The organism is Streptomyces sp. NPDC046215, assembly GCF_040646215.1.
Taxonomy (GTDB): domain Bacteria; phylum Actinomycetota; class Actinomycetes; order Streptomycetales; family Streptomycetaceae; genus Streptomyces; species Streptomyces stramineus.
Map to the genome: position 1 here is coordinate 116,770 of NZ_JBEYZW010000007.1, position 19,541 is coordinate 136,310.

Sequence of the window (19,541 nt, forward strand, 5' to 3'; positions counted from 1 at the left end):
GTCATCATGAAGTTGACCAAGAAGAGCCACGCGTGCGTCCGCCTCCAGAAGAACGGCCGCACACTCGTCATCGACCCGGGCGCCTTCAGCGAGGAGGACGCGGCCCTCGGCGCGGACGCCGTCCTCGTCACCCACGAACACCCCGACCACTTCGAGGAGAACCGGCTGAGGGCCGCCCTGGAGGCGAACCCCGCCGCCGAGCTGTGGACCCTGCGCAGCGTCGCCGAGCGCGTCTCGGCGGCCTTCCCCGGCCGGGTCCACACCGTCGGCGAGGGGGACACCTTCACCGCCGCCGGGTTCGACGTCCAGGTGCACGGGCAGCTGCACGCCGTGATCCACCCGGACATCCCGCGGATCACCAACGTCGGCTACCTCGTGGACGGTTCGGTCTTCCACCCCGGTGACGCGCTGACCCTGCCCGGGCAGCCCGTCGACACGCTGATGGTGCCCGTCATGGCCCCCTGGAACAAGGTCTCCGAGGTCATCGACTACGTCCGCGAGATCCGGCCGCGGCGGGCCGTCGACATCCACGACGCGCTGCTCACCGACCTGGCCCGGCCCGTCTACGACCGGATGCTGGGACCGGACGGTCCCGGCGCCGGAGGCGCGGAGCACTCCCGGCTGGCGGCCGGGCAGAGCATCGACCTGTGACTGTCACACCCGGCCGTTAGGGTGGCCGCATGCGCATCGCCACCTGGAACGTGAACTCGATCACCGCCCGTCTGCCCCGGCTCCTGGCCTGGCTGGAGAGCAGCGGCACGGACGTCCTGTGCATACAGGAGACGAAGTGCGCGGAGGACGCCTTCCCGTTCGAAGCGCTGCGCGAGCTCGGCTACGAGGCCGCGGTCAACGCCACCGGCCGGTGGAACGGCGTGGCCCTGATCTCCCGCGTGGGCCTCGCGGACGTGGTGTCCGGGCTGCCCGGCGGCCCGGACTTCGAGGGGGCGCAGGAGCCCCGCGCCGTCTCGGCGACCTGCGGCGGCGTCCGCGTCTGGTCGGTCTACGTGCCCAACGGCCGGGAGGTCGGCCACGACCACTACGCCTACAAGCTCCGCTGGCTGGAGGCGCTGCGGGACGCGGTCGTCGCGGACGCGGAGGGCGAGCGCCCGTTCGCCGTGCTCGGCGACTTCAACATCGCCCCGACCGACGAGGACGTGTTCGACCCGGCGGTCTTCGAGGGCGCCACCCATGTGACGCCCGCCGAGCGGGCCGCCCTGGCCGCCCTCCGCGACGCCGGCCTGTCCGACGTCGTGCCCCGCCCCCTGAAGTACGACCACCCCTACACCTACTGGGACTACCGCCAGCTCTGCTTCCCGAAGAACAAGGGCATGCGCATCGACCTGGTCTACGGCAACGCCCCCTTCGCCAAGGCGAAGACGGACGCTTTCGTGGACCGCGAGGAGCGCAAGGGCAAGGGCGCCTCGGACCACGCCCCGGTCGTCGTCGACCTGGACGTCTAGGGCTCGTCCAGGGCGAGTCGTACGGATCAGCCCGGTCAGGCCGTGCCGGGAGCCGCAGTCCCCGGCGGCGATCCGTACGACACGCCCCGAGCCTCCGGGCGCCCTCGCCGGCGGCTCGCTCAGACCAGCTGCCGCAGGTCCACCGAGTCGCTGAAGGCCCGCATCCCGGCGTCGTTGGGGTGCAGGTGGTCACCACCGTCATAGGCGGGCAGCATCCGGTCCGGCTGCCGCGGGTCGCGGACGGCCGCGTCGAAGTCGAACACGGCGTCATAGAGGCCCTGGTCCGACCGGATGTGCTTGTTGATGGCGGTGCGCTGCGCCTCGGCCACCGCGGTGCAGTCGTAGAACCCGCCGCAGGGCGCGATGGTCGCCGCGATCACCCGCAGGCCGCGCTCGTGGGCCCGCTCCGCGATCGACCGCAGCCCCGCGATCACCTGCTCGGCCGTCGTGCCCGCCCGGATGTCGTTGACGCCCTCGAAGACGATGAGCGTCCGGGCCGAGGTCTGCGCCAGGACGTCCCGCTCCAGCCGGTGCTGCGCGCTGACCCCGCTCATGATGGTGCTGGTCCCGTCACCCGGGTAGCGGTCGCTCACCACCCGGTTCCCGGAGATCCCGTGGTTGAGCACCCCGAACCGGGGCACCTCCCGCTGCCCGAGCAGCCGCCGCGCCAGCAGGTCCGGCCAGCGCCCGTTGGCGCCCTGCGTCGACCGCTCGCCGTCGGTGATCGAGTCGCCCAGGGCCACCACCGACCCCGGCCCGCCCCCGACGTCCACGCCGGTCAGCAGCGGCCACATGGTGAGGGTGCCGGTGAAGGCGCCGGCGCCCGCCTCGCCCGTCCGGTCACCGCTGCCGTCGGCGCTCAGGTACGAGGTCTGGCTGGTGTAGCTGTGCACGGGCACCGCCCGGACCGTCCCCGGCAGGTGGACGCTCACCAGCAGATTGGTGTTCTCGGGCACCCGGAACCCCAGGGGGTCGCTGAACAGCTGGGAGCCGCCCGGCACCACCGCCCCCGGGCGGCCGCCGAAGGTCAGCCCCACGGGCCTGCCGGCCGCCGCGGCTCCCGTTCCCTGGAGCGCGACGCTCACGTGCCCGATGGTGACGGGCCGGGGCGCGAAGGTGTTCTCCAGCCGGATCCTGGTCCGGGGCCCGCCCGCGCTGCTGTGCACGACCAGCCGCAGGGTCCGGTCGGTCCACGGCCCCACCGCGGCGTAGCCGGAGGGGGACGCCGCCCACGTGCCCGTCCACCCGCCGGTGGGCTCGCGCAGCGCCAGCGCGAACACGTGCAGATCGGTGTCCGGCCCGGGGTCCCGGGGGAGGACCACGGCGGCGATCTCCCGGCCGCGCCGGACGGGCACGGTCACCGCGTACAGCCGGGTGGTCTCCGCCCGCTGCCCGCCCGCCGTGTTCAGGTGCGGCAGCCCGAGCGCCTTGGTCGTCAGCGGCCCGCGCCGCCAGTCGGGCGCGGCCAGCCGGTAGGTACCGGCCGATCCGTCGCGGTAGCGCACCGTGCCCGTGCCGGTGGCCCCGTCGCCCGGCGCGCCCTTGGCGCTGCTCGCGACGAGGAAGGTCAGGGCCTCCCCGGCGCCGGTCAGGCGGGCCACCTGCCCGTCGGCGCGGACGTTGTCGGGCCGGCCCGGTCCGCCGCCCGGCCAGCGCAGCCGCGAGCGGTCGATCGTCAGGGCGCGCCCCGGCGTCCAGCCCGCGGCGTGGAGGTCCTGGGCGGACAGGGAGTTTCCGGCGCCGTCGAAGTCCGCGGTGCCCGGGCGGGCGTCGTCACCGACCGCCCTATTGTCGAAGAGCCGCTCCAGAGGGAGCGGCTCCTTTTCCCGCGCGGGGCTGCCGGCGAGCGCCGGGGCGGTCGGGAGGGCCATCGCACAGGCGGCTCCCACGGCCACGAACCCGGCGGCCGTCCAGCGTCTGTGGCGTCTTTCCTCAGGTCGCGATGTCCGGAGCATGCGTGTCATGCCTCCCAGGTTTTCGTGCTCTGAATGCGGCTGGACGAAGCTAGGGAGGCCCCCGGGGAACGTCAAGGAGGCCAACCGGCCACGCCGGACATCGCACGCGCGTGCCCCCCCCGGGGCGGGGCCCGGCGCCGGCCTCCCGGCGCGGGAGGGCCCCGTAGACGGCCGTGACCCCCCACCGCCTCCGGAGGGAGGCCCTGGTGAGGGGTCACGGCTGACGGTCCGGCAGTGCCTACTCGGACGCGGCCTTCGTCTTGGCCCGGCGCTTGCGCTGGCCGGGCACCGGCTGCTGGGCCTCGCGGGAGACGGCCGCGTAGGGCTGGAGGGCCTCCAGGTACTCCTTGAGGGTCTCCGGGCCCATGTCCAGCTCCCGGCGCTCGTACACCAGGCACGGCTTCACGGCGATGGCCGGGCTGCCGTCCTCGTTCATCTCGCCGGTCTCGTACTCCTCGGTGCTCATGACCGGGATCAGGACCTCGACCAGGAGGACGTCCTCAGTGACATCGGGCTTCAGATCATCGTGCTGGATCAGACGGCCGTAGGTCGTCGTGGTGATGGTCTGGCCACCGATGACCGTCGTGGTGACAGCCTCCTCCACCCCCGGCTCGTCCTTCTGGGCTTCCTCGACCTGAACAAACTTGACTGCCACTCAACTGCTCCTTGCTGTCGGCGAGCTGGCTCTCCCTGAGCCCGCCTGCATGTCTCGCCTGATCTTAATCGGGGCGGGAACCCCTCCCGGCACTTCCCGGACAGCGCGCCCCGGCACACCTGCGGGGGCGCGGACCGACACGCCGTGGGCAGGGGGCCGCGGGCCGCCGCGGACGTGCCGGACCCTCCCGCCGCCCGGCTCCGGTGAAGGGCCGGTGGCCCCTCCGTGACGTTCCGGAGTCCGCGCGGTGCTCCGATGCGTCAGACTGTCCGGTATGAACATTCCCTTCCTGGACAGCTGGCGCAGGAGGCACGGCCCGGTGCGCAGTGCGGCGCTGGCGGACGCGGTCGACCGGGACCCCGAGGGCCTGGCCGAGCTGCTGGCGGAGTGCGAATTGCTGCGGGCGCACGCGGAGTCCGCGGGGACCGCGCTGGACGACTCGCCGGCGTCCCTGGAGGCCCTGGACCAGCTGCAGCCGCGCTGGCGCGAGGACCCGGAGCTGGCGGGGTGGCTCGGCAACGACGCCGGGCTGTACCTGGGCACGGTCGTGGTCCGCACCGTCGGGGGCGCCGGCTGGTGGATCTGGCCCAACGGCCAGCCCGTGGTGCGGCTCGCCGACGGCCGCGAGGTCGACGTGGTGGAGGCGGGCCAGGCGTGGGCGGCCGAGGGCGCGCCGGAGCTGTCCCAGCTGTACGCGGAGCTCGCGGAGAACTGACGGGCACGGCGGAGGGCGCCGCCGTCAGCTGGTGAAGGGAATGTCGTACTCCAGCCGCCACCGGTCGGCGCGCACGACGATGTCGGAGGTCTCCACCGCCCTGCCGTCGCCGTCGAAGTGGGTGCGCTCGACGACGGTGACGCACTGCCCCGCAGCGCAGCCCAGCGCCTCGGCCTCGGGGGTGGTCGCCGGCCGTGACCCCACCAGCTCCTGGGCCCGGACGACCCGGATGCCGATGGCCGCCAGCCGCCCGCGGACCCCGCGCCGGGCATAGGGCCCGCGCTCGGGCAGGACGACGTCGGTGCCCTCGGTGATGCTGAGCGGCTCCCAGCTGGTGGCGAGCTGCACGGGGTGCCGGTTGGCCAGGTACTCGTACTGGGTGCACAGCACCCGCTCGTCCGGCGTGATGCGCAGCCGCTCGGCGACCCGGCCGGGCACGGTGACCTCGCTGGAGGACGCCTCCCAGGTGAGCGTGGTGTCCCGGGCCGTCATCCGGGCGGCGAAGGGGGAGTCGACCGCGCCGGTCGACCGCAGCAGGCTGCCCAGGGGCACCCGGTCGGTGACGAAGACGCCCCGGCCGAACTGGCCCTCCGCGTACCCCGCGGCCTTCAGGACGCGCACCGCCCGGTCCACCGTCTGATCGCTGGCGGCGTAGGCCCGCTTCAGCTCGGACCGGGAGGGGATGCGATCGCCCACGGCGAGCCCGCCCTCGTCGATGCGGCGCCGCAGATCGTCCGCGATGCGCTGGTAGACGGGCCTGCTGTCGCCCACCCCCGGCTCCCTTCCCCCGAAGACTCCCCCAGTTCGACCCCCACAGGCTAGGTACCCAGGCCGGGTCTGTGTACCTAGGGCAAATGGCGGGCAATCCGCGGAGAATCCCCCTATGTACGCGTGTCACCGGTGAAGTGCCGTAATGGGACCGATAGTTTGCGCGGATACTGTGCGTCGACCGCGGGACAGCTGAGAGTGGGTAGGGCTGGGTATGGCCGTCGATCCCTTGATCGAACTGCGTGGTGTCAACAAGCATTACGGCACGCTGCACGTCCTGCGGGACATCGACCTCACCGTCGGCCGCGGCGAGGTGGTCGTGGTCATCGGGCCCTCCGGCTCGGGGAAGTCCACGCTGTGCCGGGCCATCAACCGGCTCGAACCCGTGGAGTCGGGCACGATCACCCTCGCCGGGCAGCCGCTGCCCGAGGAGGGCCGGGCGCTGGCCAGGCTGCGCGCCGATGTGGGCATGGTCTTCCAGTCCTTCAACCTCTTCGCGCACAAGACCGTGCTCGCCAACGTCTCCCTGGGCCAGCTCAAGGTCCGCAAGCGCGGCAAGGACGAGGCCGACAAGCGCTCGCGCGAACTCCTCGAACGGGTGGGACTGCTCAACCAGGCGGACAAGTACCCCGCGCAGCTGTCCGGTGGGCAGCAGCAGCGGGTGGCGATCGCTCGGGCGCTGGCGATGGATCCGAAGGTGATGCTCTTCGACGAGCCGACCTCGGCGCTGGACCCGGAGATGATCAATGAGGTGCTGGAGGTCATGCAGCAGCTCGCCCGGGACGGCATGACGATGGTCGTGGTCACCCACGAGATGGGCTTCGCGCGCTCGGCCGCGAACCGGGTGGTCTTCATGGCCGACGGCCGCATCGTCGAGGACCGCACCCCCGAGGAGTTCTTCACCGCGCCGGAGAGCGACCGCGCCAAGGACTTCCTCTCCAAGATCCTCAAGCACTGAGCGGGGGACCCGTGCACAGGAGACGCCCGCCGATGAGGCGAATGGACCGCACCCCGGCGCCCCGCCGCGCCGCCGCCCTGGCCCTGACCGCGCTCGCCCTGCTCGCCGCGGCCTGCGGCAAGGCGGGCAGCCCGCCCGTCAAGGGCCCCCAGCCCGACGAGCTCCCCGTCTACAAAATCGCCACCGGCTTCCGCCTGCCCGACTCGCCCACCTGGCGGAAGGCCGAGCGGCGCGGCCACCTCGTCGTCGGCGCCAAGGAGGACCAGCCCTACCTGGGCGAGAAGGACCCCGCGAGCGGCCGCTACTCCGGCTTCGACATCGAGATCGCCCGGATGATGTCCGCCTCCCTCGGCTTCGACCCCAAGACCATCAGCTTCCGCACCATCGCCTCCGCCAACCGCGAGACCGCCCTGCAGAACGGCCAGATCGACTACTACGTCGGCACCTACACCATCAACGACCTGCGCAAGAAGCAGGTCGGCTTCGCGGGCCCCTACTACATCGCCGGGCAGTCGCTGCTGGTCAGGACCGACGAGAAGGGCCTCGCCGGCCCACAGGACCTGGCCGGCAAGAAGATCTGCTCGGCGGCCGGCTCGACCCCCTTGCAGCGCATCCAGCGCGACTACCCCAGGGCCACCGCCGTCGCCTACGACACGTACTCGATCTGCGTGGACAACCTCCTCAGCCTCCAGGTGGACGCCGTCACCACCGACGACACCATCCTCATGGGCTTCGCCGCCAAGGCCCCCGACGAACTGAAGATCGCCGGCAAGCCGTTCTCCCGGGAGCCCTACGGCATCGGCGTGCCCCGCGGTGACAACGCCCTGCGCTTCGCCCTCGACGACGCGATCGAGGCGCACGAGAAGAACGGCGACTGGAAGAAGGCCTACGACGTGACCCTCGGCCTCTCCGGGGTGCCCGCCCCCAAGCCGCCGCCCGTCGACCGCTACCCGGCCAGCTGAGGTCCTCCCGATGAACGTACTCACCGACAACTGGTCCCTGTACGGCAAGGGGCTGCTCGGCACCGTCGAACTCACCGTCTACGCCTCCCTGCTCGCGCTCGGCGTCGGCTTCCTCATGGCCTCCTTCCGCGTCGCCCCCGTCGGCTCGCTGCGCGTCTTCGGCACCGTGTGGGTCGCGGTCCTGCGCAACACCCCGCTGACCCTGCTGTTCTTCGCGGTGCTGCTGGGGCTGCCGCGCTTCGGCGTCGTCCTGCCCTTCCAGCTCTTCGCGGTCCTCGCCCTCGGCTGCTACACCTCGGCCTTCATCTGCGAGGCCGTGCGCTCCGGCATCAACACCGTGCCGACCGGGCAGGGCGAGGCCGCCCGCAGCCTGGGCATGACCTTCGGGCAGACGCTCGGCACCATCGTCCTGCCCCAGGCCTTCCGCTCCGTCATCCCGCCGGTCGGCTCCACCCTGATCGCGCTCGCCAAGAACTCGGCGATCGCCGGGTCGTTCAGCGTCACCGAGCTCCTCGGCACGTACAAGAACCTCAATGAGCTGGGCTACAGCATCATCTGGTCCTTCATCTGGATCGCCGTCGGCTACCTGATCGTGACCCTGACCATCAGCGCGATCTTCAACGTGCTGGAGAAGCGCTGGGGAGTGCCCCGATGACCGACACCGCGCTGTACGACATCCCCGGCCCCCTCGCCCGGCGCCGCCACCGGCTCTACGGCGTGCTCTCCACCGCCGTGATCCTCGGCTTCGTCGGCTGGGCGCTCTACCTGCTCTTCGACACCCACCAGTTCACGGCCGAGAAGTGGCGGCCCTTCCAGTACGTGGGCATCCAGGAGCTGCTGCTGCGCGGCCTGGGCAACACCCTCAAAGCCTTCGCGTACGCCGCCGTGCTCTCCCTCGTGCTCGGCGCCGTCCTCGCCGCGGGCCGGCTCTCCGCGCACCGGCCGGTGCGCTGGGCCGCCACCCTGCTCGTGGAGTTCTTCCGCGCGATGCCGGTCCTGGTCATGATCTTCTTCGTCTTCGTCGCGCTCAAGGTCCAGCCGCTGCCCGCCCTGGTCACGGGGCTGACGCTCTACAACGGCTCGGTGCTCGCGGAGGTCTTCCGGACGGGTGTGAACTCCGTGGACCGCGGCCAGCGGGAGGCGGCCTACTCGCTGGGCATGATCAAGACCCAGGTGATGGGCTACGTCCTGGTCCCGCAGGCGCTGCGGGCGATGCTCCCGACGATCATCAGCCAGCTCGTCGTCGCCCTGAAGGACACCTCGCTCGGCTTCCTCATCACCTACGAGGAGTTCCTGCACGCGGGCAAGCTCATCGCCAGCAACCTCGACTACGGACTGCCCTTCATCCCCGTCGTCCTCATCATCTCCCCGATCTACATCGGGATGTGCATGCTCCTGTCGTGGTTCGCCCACTGGGTCGCCCGGCGCGAGCGGCGCAACCCCAAGACGGAGGCCGTGGACGTCAGCGCGGCCGAGCCGGGGACCCTCCTTCCCGGGGCCGGCCGGCAGCCCCCGCAATGAATTGCGCATTCGCCCGGACGGCGCCGACTCCGTTGCTAGTTTGGGCTCATGGAATTCCGCCACCTGGGACGCAGCGGTTTGATCGTCAGCCGGATCGCCTATGGCAACTGGCTGACCGGAAGCTCTTCGAGAAGCGAGGAGACGGAACTCGCCTGTGTGCGGGCCGCCCTCGACGCCGGAATCACCACCTTCGACACCGCGGACGTTTATGCGGACACCGCCGCGGAGGAGTCCCTCGGCCGGGCGCTGAAGGGCGAACGCCGGGAGGGCCTGGAGATCCTCACCAAGGTCTTCGCCCCCACCGGCCCCGGCCGCAACGACATGGGGCTCTCCCGCAAGCACATACGTGAGTCCATCGAGGGGTCCCTGCGCCGGCTGGGCACGGACCACGTGGACGTCTACCAGGCCCACCGGTTCGACCTCTCCACCCCGCTGGAGGAGACCATGGAGGCGTTCGCCGACGTGGTCCACTCCGGCAAGGCGCACTACATCGGCGTCTCCGAGTGGACCGCCGGGCAGATCCGGCGCGGGCACGCCCTCGCCCGTGAGCTCAAGATCTCCCTGGTCTCCAACCAGCCGCAGTACTCGGCCCTGTGGCGGGTGCCCGAGGCCGAGGTGATGCCGGCCTGCGAGGAGCTCGGCGTCGGGCAGATCGTCTGGTCGCCGCTGGCCCAGGGGGTGCTGACCGGCAAGTACCCGCCCGGTGCCGGCCCGTGGCCCGAGGGCTCCCGGGCGACGGACGTCAACGACGGCTCCCCGGAGCTGGCCGCCTGGCTGAACGACGACGTCCTGGGCCGGGTGCAGCGGCTGCGGCCCGTCGCCGCCGACCTGGGCTTGACGCTCGCCCAGCTCTCGCTCGCCTGGGTGCTCCGCAACCCCGGCGTCTGCGCCGCCGTGCTCGGCGCCTCCCGGCCCGGGCACATCACCGACAACGCCAAGGCAGTCGACGTCCGGCTGGACGAGGAGACCGTGGCCCGGATCGACACCGTGCTCGGCCCGGTGGTGCGGCGCGACCCAGCCGCCACCCGGGAGAGCAGCCCGCCCACCCCCGACTGGCGCCTCGCCTGACCGGCATCCGACCGGCACGGGCCTCCCCGCCGAAGCGCGGGGAGGCCCCATCCATTTCACCCGCGGATCGCCCGCCGGCGGATTTCCTACCGCATTCTCACCAGAGCACCGGAAGGTGCAGCAGACTCCGCACCTGCATTCCGTCCTTCCATTCCAGCGTTTCCGGGGGAACCGCGCACCGCATGCCGGGCAGCCGGGCGAACAGCGATTCCAGCGCCACCTGCATTTCCAGCCGGGCCAGCGGCGCCCCCAGGCACCGGTGGATGCCGTAACCGAATCCCAGGTGCGGATTGTGCTCCCGGGTGAGGTCGAACAGATCGGCGTTCTCGAACACCGATTCATCGCGGTTGGCCGACGGAATCGCCGGCAGCACGGATTCGCCCGCGCGGACCAGCGTCCCGCTCAGCTCCACGTCCTGCGTGGCGTACCGCGCGAAGGTGACGTGGGAGATGAGCGGCACGTACCGCATGAGCTCCTCGATCGCCCGCGGCATCAGCTCGGGCCGCTCCCGGAGCAGCGCGAACTGCTCGGGGTGGGTGAACAGGACGAAGAGGGAGTCGATCAGCTGGGACGAGACCGTCTCGTGCCCCGCGATCAGCAGGACGCTCGCCAGCTCCACCAGCTCCTTCTCGGAGAGCTTCTCCTCCTCGTCGCTGGCCTTGACCATGGCGCTGATCAGGTCGTCCTGCGGCTGCCCGCGGCGGTGGACCATGAGCTTCGCGATGTACCCGTGCAGCCGCTCGGTGTCCGCCTCGATCTCCTCCTCCGTCATCACCGTGGTGGCGGAGAAGGCGTCCAGCCAGCCGCGGAACTGCTCGCGGTCCTCGAACGGCACGCCCAGCAGATCGCAGACGACCGTGCCCGCGAACGGCACGGCGAAGTCCTCCATGAGGTCCCCTGGTGGCCCCTGGGCCACCAGGTCGTCGATCAGCCGGTGCGCCTCCGCCTCGATGCCGGGGCGCAGCAGCTCCACCCGGCGCATGGTGAACACCTTCGCCAGGAGGCGGCGCAGCCGGGTGTGGTCGGGCGAGTCCATGCCCAGGATGCTGGTGTGGATGGGCAGCGGCGTGAGGCGGGACTCGTCGCGCTCCTTGGCCATCGCCCGGCTGAACCGGGGGTCCCCGAGGATGGTCTTCATGTCGGCGTGCGAGGTGACCAGCCAGGCGTCTTCGCCGAAAGGGCAGCCGACGCGCACGACGGGCTCCTCCCGGCGCAGCTTCGCGTACAGCGGGTCGACGTCCAGGGCGACCGCCTCGTTGAAGGGGTACGCGGGGGGTATCGGGCGGTCGTTCATGCGGACTGCACCTCCGAGATCCGGTTGTGGTGCTCGATGAGGCTCTTGGGCCGCATGTCGGTCCAGTTCTCCTCGATGTAGGCGAGGCACTCCTCGCGGGTGGCGGGGCCGCGGACGGCGGTCCACCCCGCGGGGACGGCCGTGAAGGACGGCCATAAGGAGTGCTGTCCCTCGTCGTTGACCAGGACGGAGAAGGTGCCCTCGGTGTCGTCCCAGGGGTTGCTCACGATGTGTGACCTTTCCGTGAAGGGTGGGTGGGACGTGCCGGGGCTCCGGGCCCCGGCACGCGGACGAAACGGATGCGGCGGCCGGCCGGGTTCAGCGACCGGCCGGCGGGAAGAAGCCGGAGGCGACGAAGTAGTCGGCATAGGCGCGGATCAGCGCGCCGTCCAGCGGCGGGCACGCCGGCCCGGAGTCGGCCAGCCCCGCCAGGGTGTTGGTCCGGTCGAGGCGGATCCGGCCCAGCCGGGAGAGCGCGGGCAGGGTGTCCGTGAGCAGCACCGCCGCGTCCAGCGGGCCCGTGCCCCCCTCCCCGGCCCGCCCGGCCGTGCCCGCCGCCGCGTCCGCCCGCTGCCGCAGGGCGCGCGTCCACTCGTCCAGGTCCACGCTGTCCAGGCGGTAGCCGCAGGCGCGCAGGTGGCCGAGGACCGTCTCGAAGGGGACGGGCTCCGGGCAGGTGAGGTGGTGCGCCAGGCCGAGACTGCCGGGGCGGCGGGCGAGGTGGACGACGGCGGCCGCGGTGTGGTCGACGGGGATCAGGTCGACGACGGGCGGCGGGTCCGCCGGGTCGGCGGGGCGCGGCGCGGCCCCGAGGACGAGCATGGCCCGCACCAGCTGCCAGAGCACGTCCGTGCTGGAGCCCGCCCCGGTGACGGAGTGCCCGCTGACGCGCCCGCACCGGTACACGCTGACGGGCAGCCCGCGCCGGGCCGCCTCCCAGACGAGCTGCTCGGCCACCCACTTGCTGGCCGGGTAGCCGCCCGGCATGACCGACTCCGGCCGGACCCGGTGGGACTCGGGCACCGGGCCGAGGGCCTCGAAGTCCTCGTCGGTGCCCACCGACACCGCGGCCGTGGAGATGTAGTGGACCGGCACCGGCCGGCCGCGGGCCGCCAGCCGCAGCACCTCCTGGGTGCCCAGGACGTTCGCCGCCTTCAGCCGGGCGTACGGGTCGACCGCGCTGACCCGCGCGCCGTTGTGGTAGACGGAGTCGACCAGGGCGGCCAGGGCGTCGAACCGGCCGGGGGCGAGGCCCAACAGCGGCTTCTCCAGGTCGCCGGGCACGGGGACGATGCGGCCGCTGGTGGACTCGTCCCACAGGCCGTACTCCGTCAGGCTCCGCCGGATCCGCCGCGCCGCCCGCGCGGTGTCCGCCGCGCGGACCAGGCAGTGGATGGCGGCGTCCGTGCGGTCCAGGAGCTCGCGCAGCAGGAACGCGCCGAGGAACCCCGTCGCGCCCGTCAACAGGATGTGCTCCTCCCGTCCCCCGGCCGGGTCCGCGGTGCGCGGGCCGACCGTGATCTCCGGGTCCAGGACGGCCTCCGCGGCGAGGTCGGCCGGGGCCGGGGTGGGTGCGGCCACCCCGTCGACGGCCTCCAGGAGCGCGGCCACCGACTGCCGTTCGAAGAGCGTCCGGACGGGCAGCTCCACCCCCAGGCGGCGGCGTACCCCGCTGATCACCCGGGTCACCAGCAGCGAGTGCCCGCCCAGGGCGAAGAAGCTGTCGTCGATGGTGACCCGGGGGACGCCCAGCACCTCCGCGAACAGCTCGCACAGGATGCGCTCGCGCGGATTGCGCGGCTCCCGGCCCGCGGACAGCGCCCCGAAGTCGGGCGCGGGGAGCGCGGCCCGGTCCACCTTGCCCGTCGCCGTGACGGGCAGGGCGTCCAGCACCAGCACTGCCGACGGGACCATGTAGTCCGGCAGCACGGAGGCCAGATAGGAGCGCAGCTCCGGGCCGTCCGGGCCCGGGGCGGCCCCGGCGGGCACGGCGTACGCGGTGAGGTAGGTGCCGCCCCGGCCGTCCGCCCGCGGCACCACGACGGCCTGGGCCACGCCCGGGTGGGCGCCCAGGGCGGCCTCCACCTCGCCCGGCTCGATCCGGAACCCCCGGATCTTGACCTGCCCGTCGGCCCGGCCGATGAACTCCAGCTGCCCCGCGCCGTTCCACCGCACGGTGTCGCCCGTGCGGTACATCCGCGAGCCCGGCGCGCCGAACGGGTCGGCGACGAACCGCTCCGCCGTCAGCCCCGGCCGGTCCACGTAGCAGCGGGCCAGCCCAGCCCCCGAGACGTGCAGCTCCCCGGGCACGCCGGGCGGCACGAGGCACAGGTCGCGGTCGAGGACGTAGGCGCGGGCGCCCACCGTGGGCGTGCCGATCGGCGGGGTGCCGCCACCGGAGAGCGGGGAGCTCAGCGTCGCGCACACCGTGGTCTCGGTCGGGCCGTAGCCGTTGAGGAACCGGCGCCCGGCCGACCACCGGCGGACCGTCTCCCCGGACGACGCCTCACCCGAGACGATCAGGGAGGTGAGCGAGGGCAGTTCGGCCGGCTCCATCACCGTCAGCGCGGCCGGCGGCAGCGTGGCGTGGGTGACGCCGTGCCGCTCGATCAGGGCGGCCAGGCCGGGCCCCGGCGCGGTGACCTCCGCCGGTGCCATCACCAGCGTGGCCCCGGTCAGCAGCCCGCCGCACAGCTCCCACACCGCGCCGTCGAAGCTGTGCGAGGCGAATTGCAGGACGCGGCTCCCCTCCGTCACCCCGAACCGCCGCAGCTGCGCCTCGACCACGCCGGCGAACCCGGAGTGGGTCACCACCACCCCCTTGGGGCGGCCGGTGGAGCCTGAGGTGTAGATGGCGTACGCGGGGCAGGCGGCCGTCAGCGGGCGGACCCGCTCGGTGTCGGCGACGTCCACTTCCCAGCACAGGCCGACGGCGCGCCGCGTTTCGTCCCGGTCCAGCACGACGCGGCGCACCGCCGGGACGCCGGAGCCGTCGGGGGCGCCGAGGACGTCCGCGTCCGCCAGGGTGAGGGCGGTGGCGGAGTCGGTGAGCAGCAGGGCCGGGCGGGCGTCCTCGACCATGAACCGCAGCCGCGCGGCGGGGTAGTGCGCGTCCAGCGGGAGGTAGGCGCCGCCCGCCTTCAGCACCGCGAGGGTGGCGACGACCGAGTCGACCGTCCGGGGCAGGGCGATGGCCACGTACTGCTCGGGGCCGACGCCGCAGCCGAGCAGGTAGCGGGCCAGGCGGTTCGCGCGGGAGTTCAGCTCACGGTAGGTCAGCTCCCGGGCCGGGCCGGCGCCGTCGTCGAAGAGCAGCGCCGTCGCCCCGGGCGTGCGCCGCACTTGCGCCTCGAACAGGTCGGGCAGCGGCAGGGCGGGGACGTCCCGCGGGGCGCCGCCGCCGTGGGCCAGCAGCCGCTCCCGCTCCTTGGGCAGGAGCACATCCAGGGAGCCGATCCGGCGGCCGGGGTCGGCGGTGACGGCGTCGAGGAGGCGCAGGAACCGCCGCACGAGGCGCTCGACACCGGCCCGGTCGAACAGGTCGGTGCTGTACTCCGCGACGCCCTCCATGCCGTGGGGGCTCTGGTCGTCCCCCCGGCGCTCCCGCAGGCTCAGCGAGAGGTCGAACCGGCACGCGCCCGTGCCCACCGCCCGCTCGCCGACGGTGAGGCCCGGCAGCTCCGGGGCGCCCTGCGGGGCGTTCTGCAACGCGAGCATCACCTGGAACAGCGGGTGGTGGGCCGGGCCGCGCGCCGGGGCGAGGGCGTCCACCAGGCGCTCGAACGGCACGTCCTGATGGGCGTACGCGGCCAGGTCGGTCTCCCGGGCCCGGGCCAGCAGATCGCGGAAGGAGGGGTTCCCCGAGGTGTTCGTGCGCAGCACCAGGGTGTTGACGAAGAACCCCACCAGGCCGTCGAGGGCGGGGTCGGTGCGGCCCGCCACCGGGGTGCCGATCGCGATGTCGTGGCCGGCGCCCAGCTTGGTCAGCAGGGTGGCGAGCGCGGCGTGGACCACCATGAACGGGCTCGCGCCGCAGTGCGCCGCCAGCTCCGTGATCCGCCGGTGCAGGCCGGCGTCCACGCTGAAGTGCAGGGTGTCGCCCCGCTGGGAGGCCACCTGCGGCCGGGGCCGGTCCAGGGGCAGTTCGGTGCGCTCGGGCAGCCCGGCCAGGGCCCGGGTCCAGTAGGCGACCTGGCGGGCCGCCGGGCTCCCGGGGTCGTCCTCGTCGCCCAGCAGCCGCCGCTGCCACAGGGTGTAGTCCGCGTACTGGACCGGCAGCGGCTCCGCGGCCGGGGCCCTGCCCGCGCGGCGCGCGGCGTAGGCGGTGGCGAGGTCCCGCCACAGCGGCGCGAGCGACCACCCGTCGCAGGCGATGTGGTGGACGGCCAGGGCCAGCACGTGCCGGCCGGGGCCGGTGGTGAACAGATGGGCGCGCAGGGGGATCTCGCTCGCCAGGTCGAACGGGCGCCGGACGGCCGTGGCCACCGCCGCGTCGAGCTCCGGCTCGGCCGGCGTGCTGACGCCCAGCTCCGGGCGGGCGGCCGCCGGGTCCAGGACGAGCTGCCGGGGCACACCGCCGGTCTCGGGGAAGACCGTCCGCAGGCTCTCGTGCCGCTCCACCACATCGCCGAGGGCTGCTTCCAGCGCCGCCCGGTCCAGGTCGCCCGCCAGGTCCAGCACCAGGGGGACGTTGTACGCGGCGCCCGGCCCCTGGAGGCGGTCGAGGAACCACAGGCGGCGCTGGGCGAAGGACAGGGGTATCTCCGCCGGGCGCTCCGCCCGCCCGAGCGGGGGCCGGTCGCCGGCCGACGCCCGGCGCACGGCCTCGGCCAGACCGGCGACGGTCGGCGTCTCGAAGACGCTGCGGACCGGCAGCTCCAGGCCGAGCACGGACCGCAGCCGGGCGCTGAGCCGGGTGGCGGACAGGGAGTGCCCGCCCAGGGCGAAGAAGCTGTCGTCGATGGTGACCCGGGAGACCCCCAGGATGTCGCCGAACAGCCCGCACAGCAGCTCTTCGAGGGGGTCGCGCGGCGGGCGCCCGTCCTCGGCGGAGCCGGTGTCCGGCGCGGGCAGCCGGCGGCGGTCCACCTTGCCGTTCGGTGTCAGGGGCAGCGTCTCCAGCACCACCGTCGCGGCCGGGACCAGGTAGTCGGGTAACCGCTCGCGCAGGAACCCCCGGATCGAGGAGACCAGGGCGCCGGTGTCCCGCGCGGCGGCGGGGGCGTTGACCAGCGAGGCGGGTGCCGCACCGGGCGGGGCCGGTGCCGTGGCGCCCGGGGTGCCGGGCCGGCGGCCGGTCACCACGACGTCCAGGGCGTCCGGGACGGTGGCGGACCAGGCGGCGGAGGCGCGCAGGCCCAGGGAGTCGGCCAGTTCGTGGAGGTCCTCCAGGGTGGGGGCGGCGGTGTCGTCGCCCGCGCCCAGCGGGACGATCCGGGCCGCGCCGCCGTCCTCACCGTGCAGGGCCCGCCGGGCGGCGGCCACGGGAGCCGTCCGGCTGTCGGGCAGCCCCGTCACCCGGATGTCGACGGGCCGCCCGGCGTCGAGCCGGGCGGCCAGCGACGCGAGGTCCGCGACGTCGTGGCCCCACCGCAGCTCCTCGACGGGGAAGCCGGGCCCGGTCCCGGCCGACGCCTTGCGCAGCACGGCGTCGTAGCGGTAGCGGGTCAGCTCGTTGACGTACCGGCCCCGTTTGACGCGGACCTCGCTGCCGCCGATGCCGGGGACGGCAGCCGCCAGGGCGGCGAAGAACGCCGGGTCGACCAGCAGCTCCTTCTCCCGGACCATGCCGTGCTCGACGGCCGCGCGGACGGCGGCCGGGTCCGGCGGCAGATCGGCCCGGCGCAGCTGGACGTCGGTGTGGAAATCCCGCAGCAGCCGGAGGTTGCGGACGTCACCGACGAAGACCGTGCCGCCGGGGACGAGCAGCTCCACGGCCTTGGCCAGGACGTCGGCCAGGTAGTGCCCGTCGGGGAAGTACTGGGTGACGGAGTTGACGACGACGGTGTCGAAGAAGCCGACGGGCAGCCCGTCGGTGTCGTCGGCGGCGCGGGCGCGCAGCTCCACCCGGTTCGCCAGCAGGGGGTCCCGGCCCACCAGGGCCGTCAGGGCCTCGATGACCCGGCCGGAGAGGTCCGTGCCCCAGTAGGCGTCGCAGTCGGGGGCGAGCTTGGACATCAGCAGACCGGTGCCGACGCCGATCTCCAGGACCCGGCGGGGGCGCAGCTCGCGGATCCGCTCCACGGTGGCGTCCCGCCACTCCCGCATCTGATCCGCCGGGATGGGCCGCCCGTCGTAACTGCTGTTCCAGCCGGAGAAGTCCTCGCCGAAACGCGCCCGGGCGACCTCGCTGTACAGCGAGTCGTAGATCTCCTGCCACTCGCCCACCGGGTCCGCGTGCCCGGTCTCCCGGCCGGGCGCGGCCTCCTCGGCGGGGACGACGTACCCCACGAGCCGCTTGTGGCCCGGCCGGTCCTCCCGGACCACGACCGCGGCCCGGGCGACGCCGGGGTGCCCGGCGAGCACCGCCTCCACCTCGCCGGGCTCGACCCGGAAGCCGCGGATCTTGACCTGGTCGTCGCTGCGGCCCACGAACTCCAGGAGTCCCTCCGGGCCGCTGCGCACCAGGTCTCCGGTGCGGAAGAGCCGGGCGCCGGGCTCGCCCAGCGGGTCGGCGACGAACCGCTCGGCCGTCAGGCCGGGGCGCTTCCAGTAGCCGCGGGCCAGGCCGGAGCCGCCGACGTACAGCTCCCCGACCTCGCCGGGGGACACGGGGCGCAGCCGCCCGTCGAGGACCTCGGTGCGCATGCCGGCCATGGGGGCGCCGATGGGCACCACGGTGCCCAGGCCGCCGGGGTCGGCCACCCGGTGGCAGGTGGCGAACGTCGTCGTCTCGGTCGGCCCGTAGCCGTTGACGACCGCGGTGTCCGGGCAGGCCCGCAGCACCCGTCGGACGGCGGCGGGGGACACCGCGTCGCCGCCCGTCCACACCTCGCGCGCGCCGCGGAAGCACCCGGGGTCCTCCTCCGCGAGGACCGAGAACAGCCCGGCGGTCACCCACAGTCCGGTGATGCCGGCGTCGGTGACGGCCGAGGCGATGCCGCGCGCGTCCAGCTCGCCGGGCGGTGCGACCACGACCGTGCCGCCGCGCAGCAGTGGTACCCACAGCTCGTAGGTGGAGGCGTCGAAGGCGTGCGGGGAGTGCAGCAGGACCCGGTCGTGCGCGCCGCCGCGCCACGCCTGGTCGCGGGCCAGGCCGACGACGTTCTCGTGCGTCACCGCGACGCCCTTGGGCGTGCCGGTGGATCCGGAGGTGAACATCACGTACGCGAGCTGCCGCGGCTCGGCGGGGATGCCGGGGGAGGAGGGGGCACCGGGGGAGGGGGTGGCGCCGTGGCCGCCGGGGGCCGGGGCGTCGAGGGTCACGGACAGCACCTGCCGGCCGGTGCCCGCCGCCGGCTCCGGGTGGGCGCCGGAGGTGAGGAGTACCCGGGCTCCGGTCTGTTCCAGGACCCAGTCCAGCCGGGCGGCGGGTTGACGCGGGTCCAACGGCACATAGCAGCCACCGGACTTGACGATTCCGAGCACGGACACCACGAGCTCGGCCGAGCGCTGCATGAGGACCGCCACGGTGTCGCCCGGGCCCGTGCCCGCGGCGAGCAGGCGTCGGGCCAAGTCGCCCGCGCGCTCGTCGAGTTCGCGGTACGTCAGGGCGGTGTCGCCGCATATCAGGGCGGTTGCGCCGGGTGTCAGCCGGGCCTGGTGTGCGAAGGTGTCCGGGAGGGTCGCGGGCAGGGGGCAGCTGTCGGCGGGGCCGGCGGGGCCGGGGAGGGAGGCTGGAGCGGAGCAGTCGGTGGGGTCGGCGGAGCGCGGAGCACCGGCCGGGGACCGGAGTGGTGCGGAGTGGTGCTGTGCGGACACGCGTCAACAACTCCTCTGCGCAGGCTTCCCGGAGCACGACGGCGCCGATCACTCCGGTTGGCCGCATGGACAGGGCACACGCATTCGCCTGATGCGTGCATCAGCGAACGATGTGTAGCGATCATGTCGCAGAACGTCGTGATGCGAACCACCACGGTGCAGCAATTCGGCCGTTCTCGTCCTCGCCTGATCGTTCATGGGTGCAACCGCGGGTAAAGCGCAGGTGCGCTCGCGGGTGCGGGCAGGGCCTCCGGGACGCTCCCGC

At 73.6% G+C, this 19,541-nt stretch carries 14 protein-coding genes; 8 read left to right on the plus strand and 6 right to left on the minus strand.

Annotated elements, in window-relative coordinates:
* The first annotated feature begins 6 nt into the window (after window positions 1-6).
* Both ABZ951_RS05275 and ABZ951_RS05280 read left to right on the plus strand, forming a co-directional pair.
* On the plus strand, window positions 7-651 hold the full coding sequence (locus ABZ951_RS05275) for an MBL fold metallo-hydrolase (RefSeq protein ID WP_344085415.1): 645 nt from the start codon (window positions 7-9) through the stop codon (window positions 649-651).
* A 29-nt stretch (window positions 652-680) separates the two neighbouring features.
* A complete protein-coding gene (locus ABZ951_RS05280; protein ID WP_344085412.1) occupies window positions 681-1,460 on the plus strand; it encodes an exodeoxyribonuclease III in 780 nt (259 codons plus the stop codon).
* Window positions 1,461-1,579: 119 nt separating this feature from the next.
* Here the strand turns inward: ABZ951_RS05280 and ABZ951_RS05285 are convergent, their stop codons facing one another.
* Together ABZ951_RS05285 and ABZ951_RS05290 are read right to left on the minus strand one after the other, a co-directional pair.
* Window positions 1,580-3,331, minus strand: a complete 1,752-nt coding sequence (locus ABZ951_RS05285) for an SGNH/GDSL hydrolase family protein (RefSeq protein ID WP_344085409.1) — start codon at window positions 3,329-3,331, stop codon at window positions 1,580-1,582.
* Between the two features lie 322 nt (window positions 3,332-3,653).
* The gene (locus ABZ951_RS05290) at window positions 3,654-4,070 is read right to left on the minus strand and encodes a hypothetical protein (protein WP_344085406.1); all 417 of its coding nucleotides are present in this window, start codon (window positions 4,068-4,070) and stop codon (window positions 3,654-3,656) included.
* A 274-nt stretch (window positions 4,071-4,344) separates the two neighbouring features.
* On the opposite strand from ABZ951_RS05290, the gene ABZ951_RS05295 reads away from it, so the two are divergent.
* Entirely contained in the window at window positions 4,345-4,785 is a 441-nt protein-coding gene (locus ABZ951_RS05295; protein ID WP_344085403.1) for a DUF6278 family protein, read from the plus strand.
* A gap of 24 nt (window positions 4,786-4,809) precedes the next feature.
* Here ABZ951_RS05295 and ABZ951_RS05300 read toward each other — a convergent pair whose 3' ends face one another.
* Window positions 4,810-5,556 (minus strand): GntR family transcriptional regulator, encoded by a 747-nt coding sequence (locus ABZ951_RS05300; RefSeq protein ID WP_344085400.1) that lies wholly within the window; start codon window positions 5,554-5,556, stop codon window positions 4,810-4,812.
* Window positions 5,557-5,767: 211 nt separating this feature from the next.
* Here ABZ951_RS05300 and ABZ951_RS05305 point away from each other — a divergent pair, with 211 nt between their 5' ends.
* Genes ABZ951_RS05305 through ABZ951_RS05325 form a run of 5 tightly spaced genes read left to right on the plus strand, consistent with a single transcriptional unit; the run spans window position 5,768 to window position 10,062 of the window.
* Window positions 5,768-6,511, plus strand: coding sequence for an amino acid ABC transporter ATP-binding protein (locus ABZ951_RS05305; protein ID WP_344085397.1), 744 nt, complete (start codon window positions 5,768-5,770; stop codon window positions 6,509-6,511).
* A 32-nt stretch (window positions 6,512-6,543) separates the two neighbouring features.
* Entirely contained in the window at window positions 6,544-7,473 is a 930-nt protein-coding gene (locus tag ABZ951_RS05310) for a glutamate ABC transporter substrate-binding protein (protein ID WP_344085394.1), read from the plus strand.
* Between the two features lie 10 nt (window positions 7,474-7,483).
* Window positions 7,484-8,128 carry an amino acid ABC transporter permease gene (locus ABZ951_RS05315; RefSeq protein ID WP_344085391.1) on the plus strand — a complete coding sequence of 215 codons (645 nt, stop codon included), beginning with the start codon at window positions 7,484-7,486 and terminating at the stop codon, window positions 8,126-8,128.
* On the plus strand, window positions 8,125-8,994 hold the full coding sequence (locus ABZ951_RS05320; protein ID WP_344085388.1) for an amino acid ABC transporter permease: 870 nt from the start codon (window positions 8,125-8,127) through the stop codon (window positions 8,992-8,994). The genes ABZ951_RS05315 and ABZ951_RS05320 overlap by 4 nt, the downstream gene beginning before the upstream one ends.
* 48 nt (window positions 8,995-9,042) lie before the next feature.
* The gene (locus ABZ951_RS05325) at window positions 9,043-10,062 is read left to right on the plus strand and encodes an aldo/keto reductase family protein (protein WP_344085385.1); all 1,020 of its coding nucleotides are present in this window, start codon (window positions 9,043-9,045) and stop codon (window positions 10,060-10,062) included.
* Between the two features lie 97 nt (window positions 10,063-10,159).
* Here the strand turns inward: ABZ951_RS05325 and ABZ951_RS05330 are convergent, their stop codons facing one another.
* The 3 genes from ABZ951_RS05330 to ABZ951_RS05340 all read right to left on the minus strand — a co-directional run bounded on the left by ABZ951_RS05330 (window position 10,160) and on the right by ABZ951_RS05340 (window position 19,276).
* A complete protein-coding gene (locus ABZ951_RS05330; protein ID WP_344085382.1) occupies window positions 10,160-11,356 on the minus strand; it encodes a cytochrome P450 in 1,197 nt (398 codons plus the stop codon).
* Window positions 11,353-11,583 (minus strand): MbtH family protein, encoded by a 231-nt coding sequence (locus tag ABZ951_RS05335; RefSeq protein WP_344085379.1) that lies wholly within the window; start codon window positions 11,581-11,583, stop codon window positions 11,353-11,355. Before ABZ951_RS05335 ends, ABZ951_RS05330 begins: the two co-directional genes overlap by 4 nt.
* 91 nt (window positions 11,584-11,674) lie before the next feature.
* Entirely contained in the window at window positions 11,675-19,276 is a 7,602-nt protein-coding gene (locus ABZ951_RS05340; RefSeq protein WP_361279047.1) for an amino acid adenylation domain-containing protein, read from the minus strand.
* Between the last annotated feature and the right edge of the window lie 265 nt (window positions 19,277-19,541).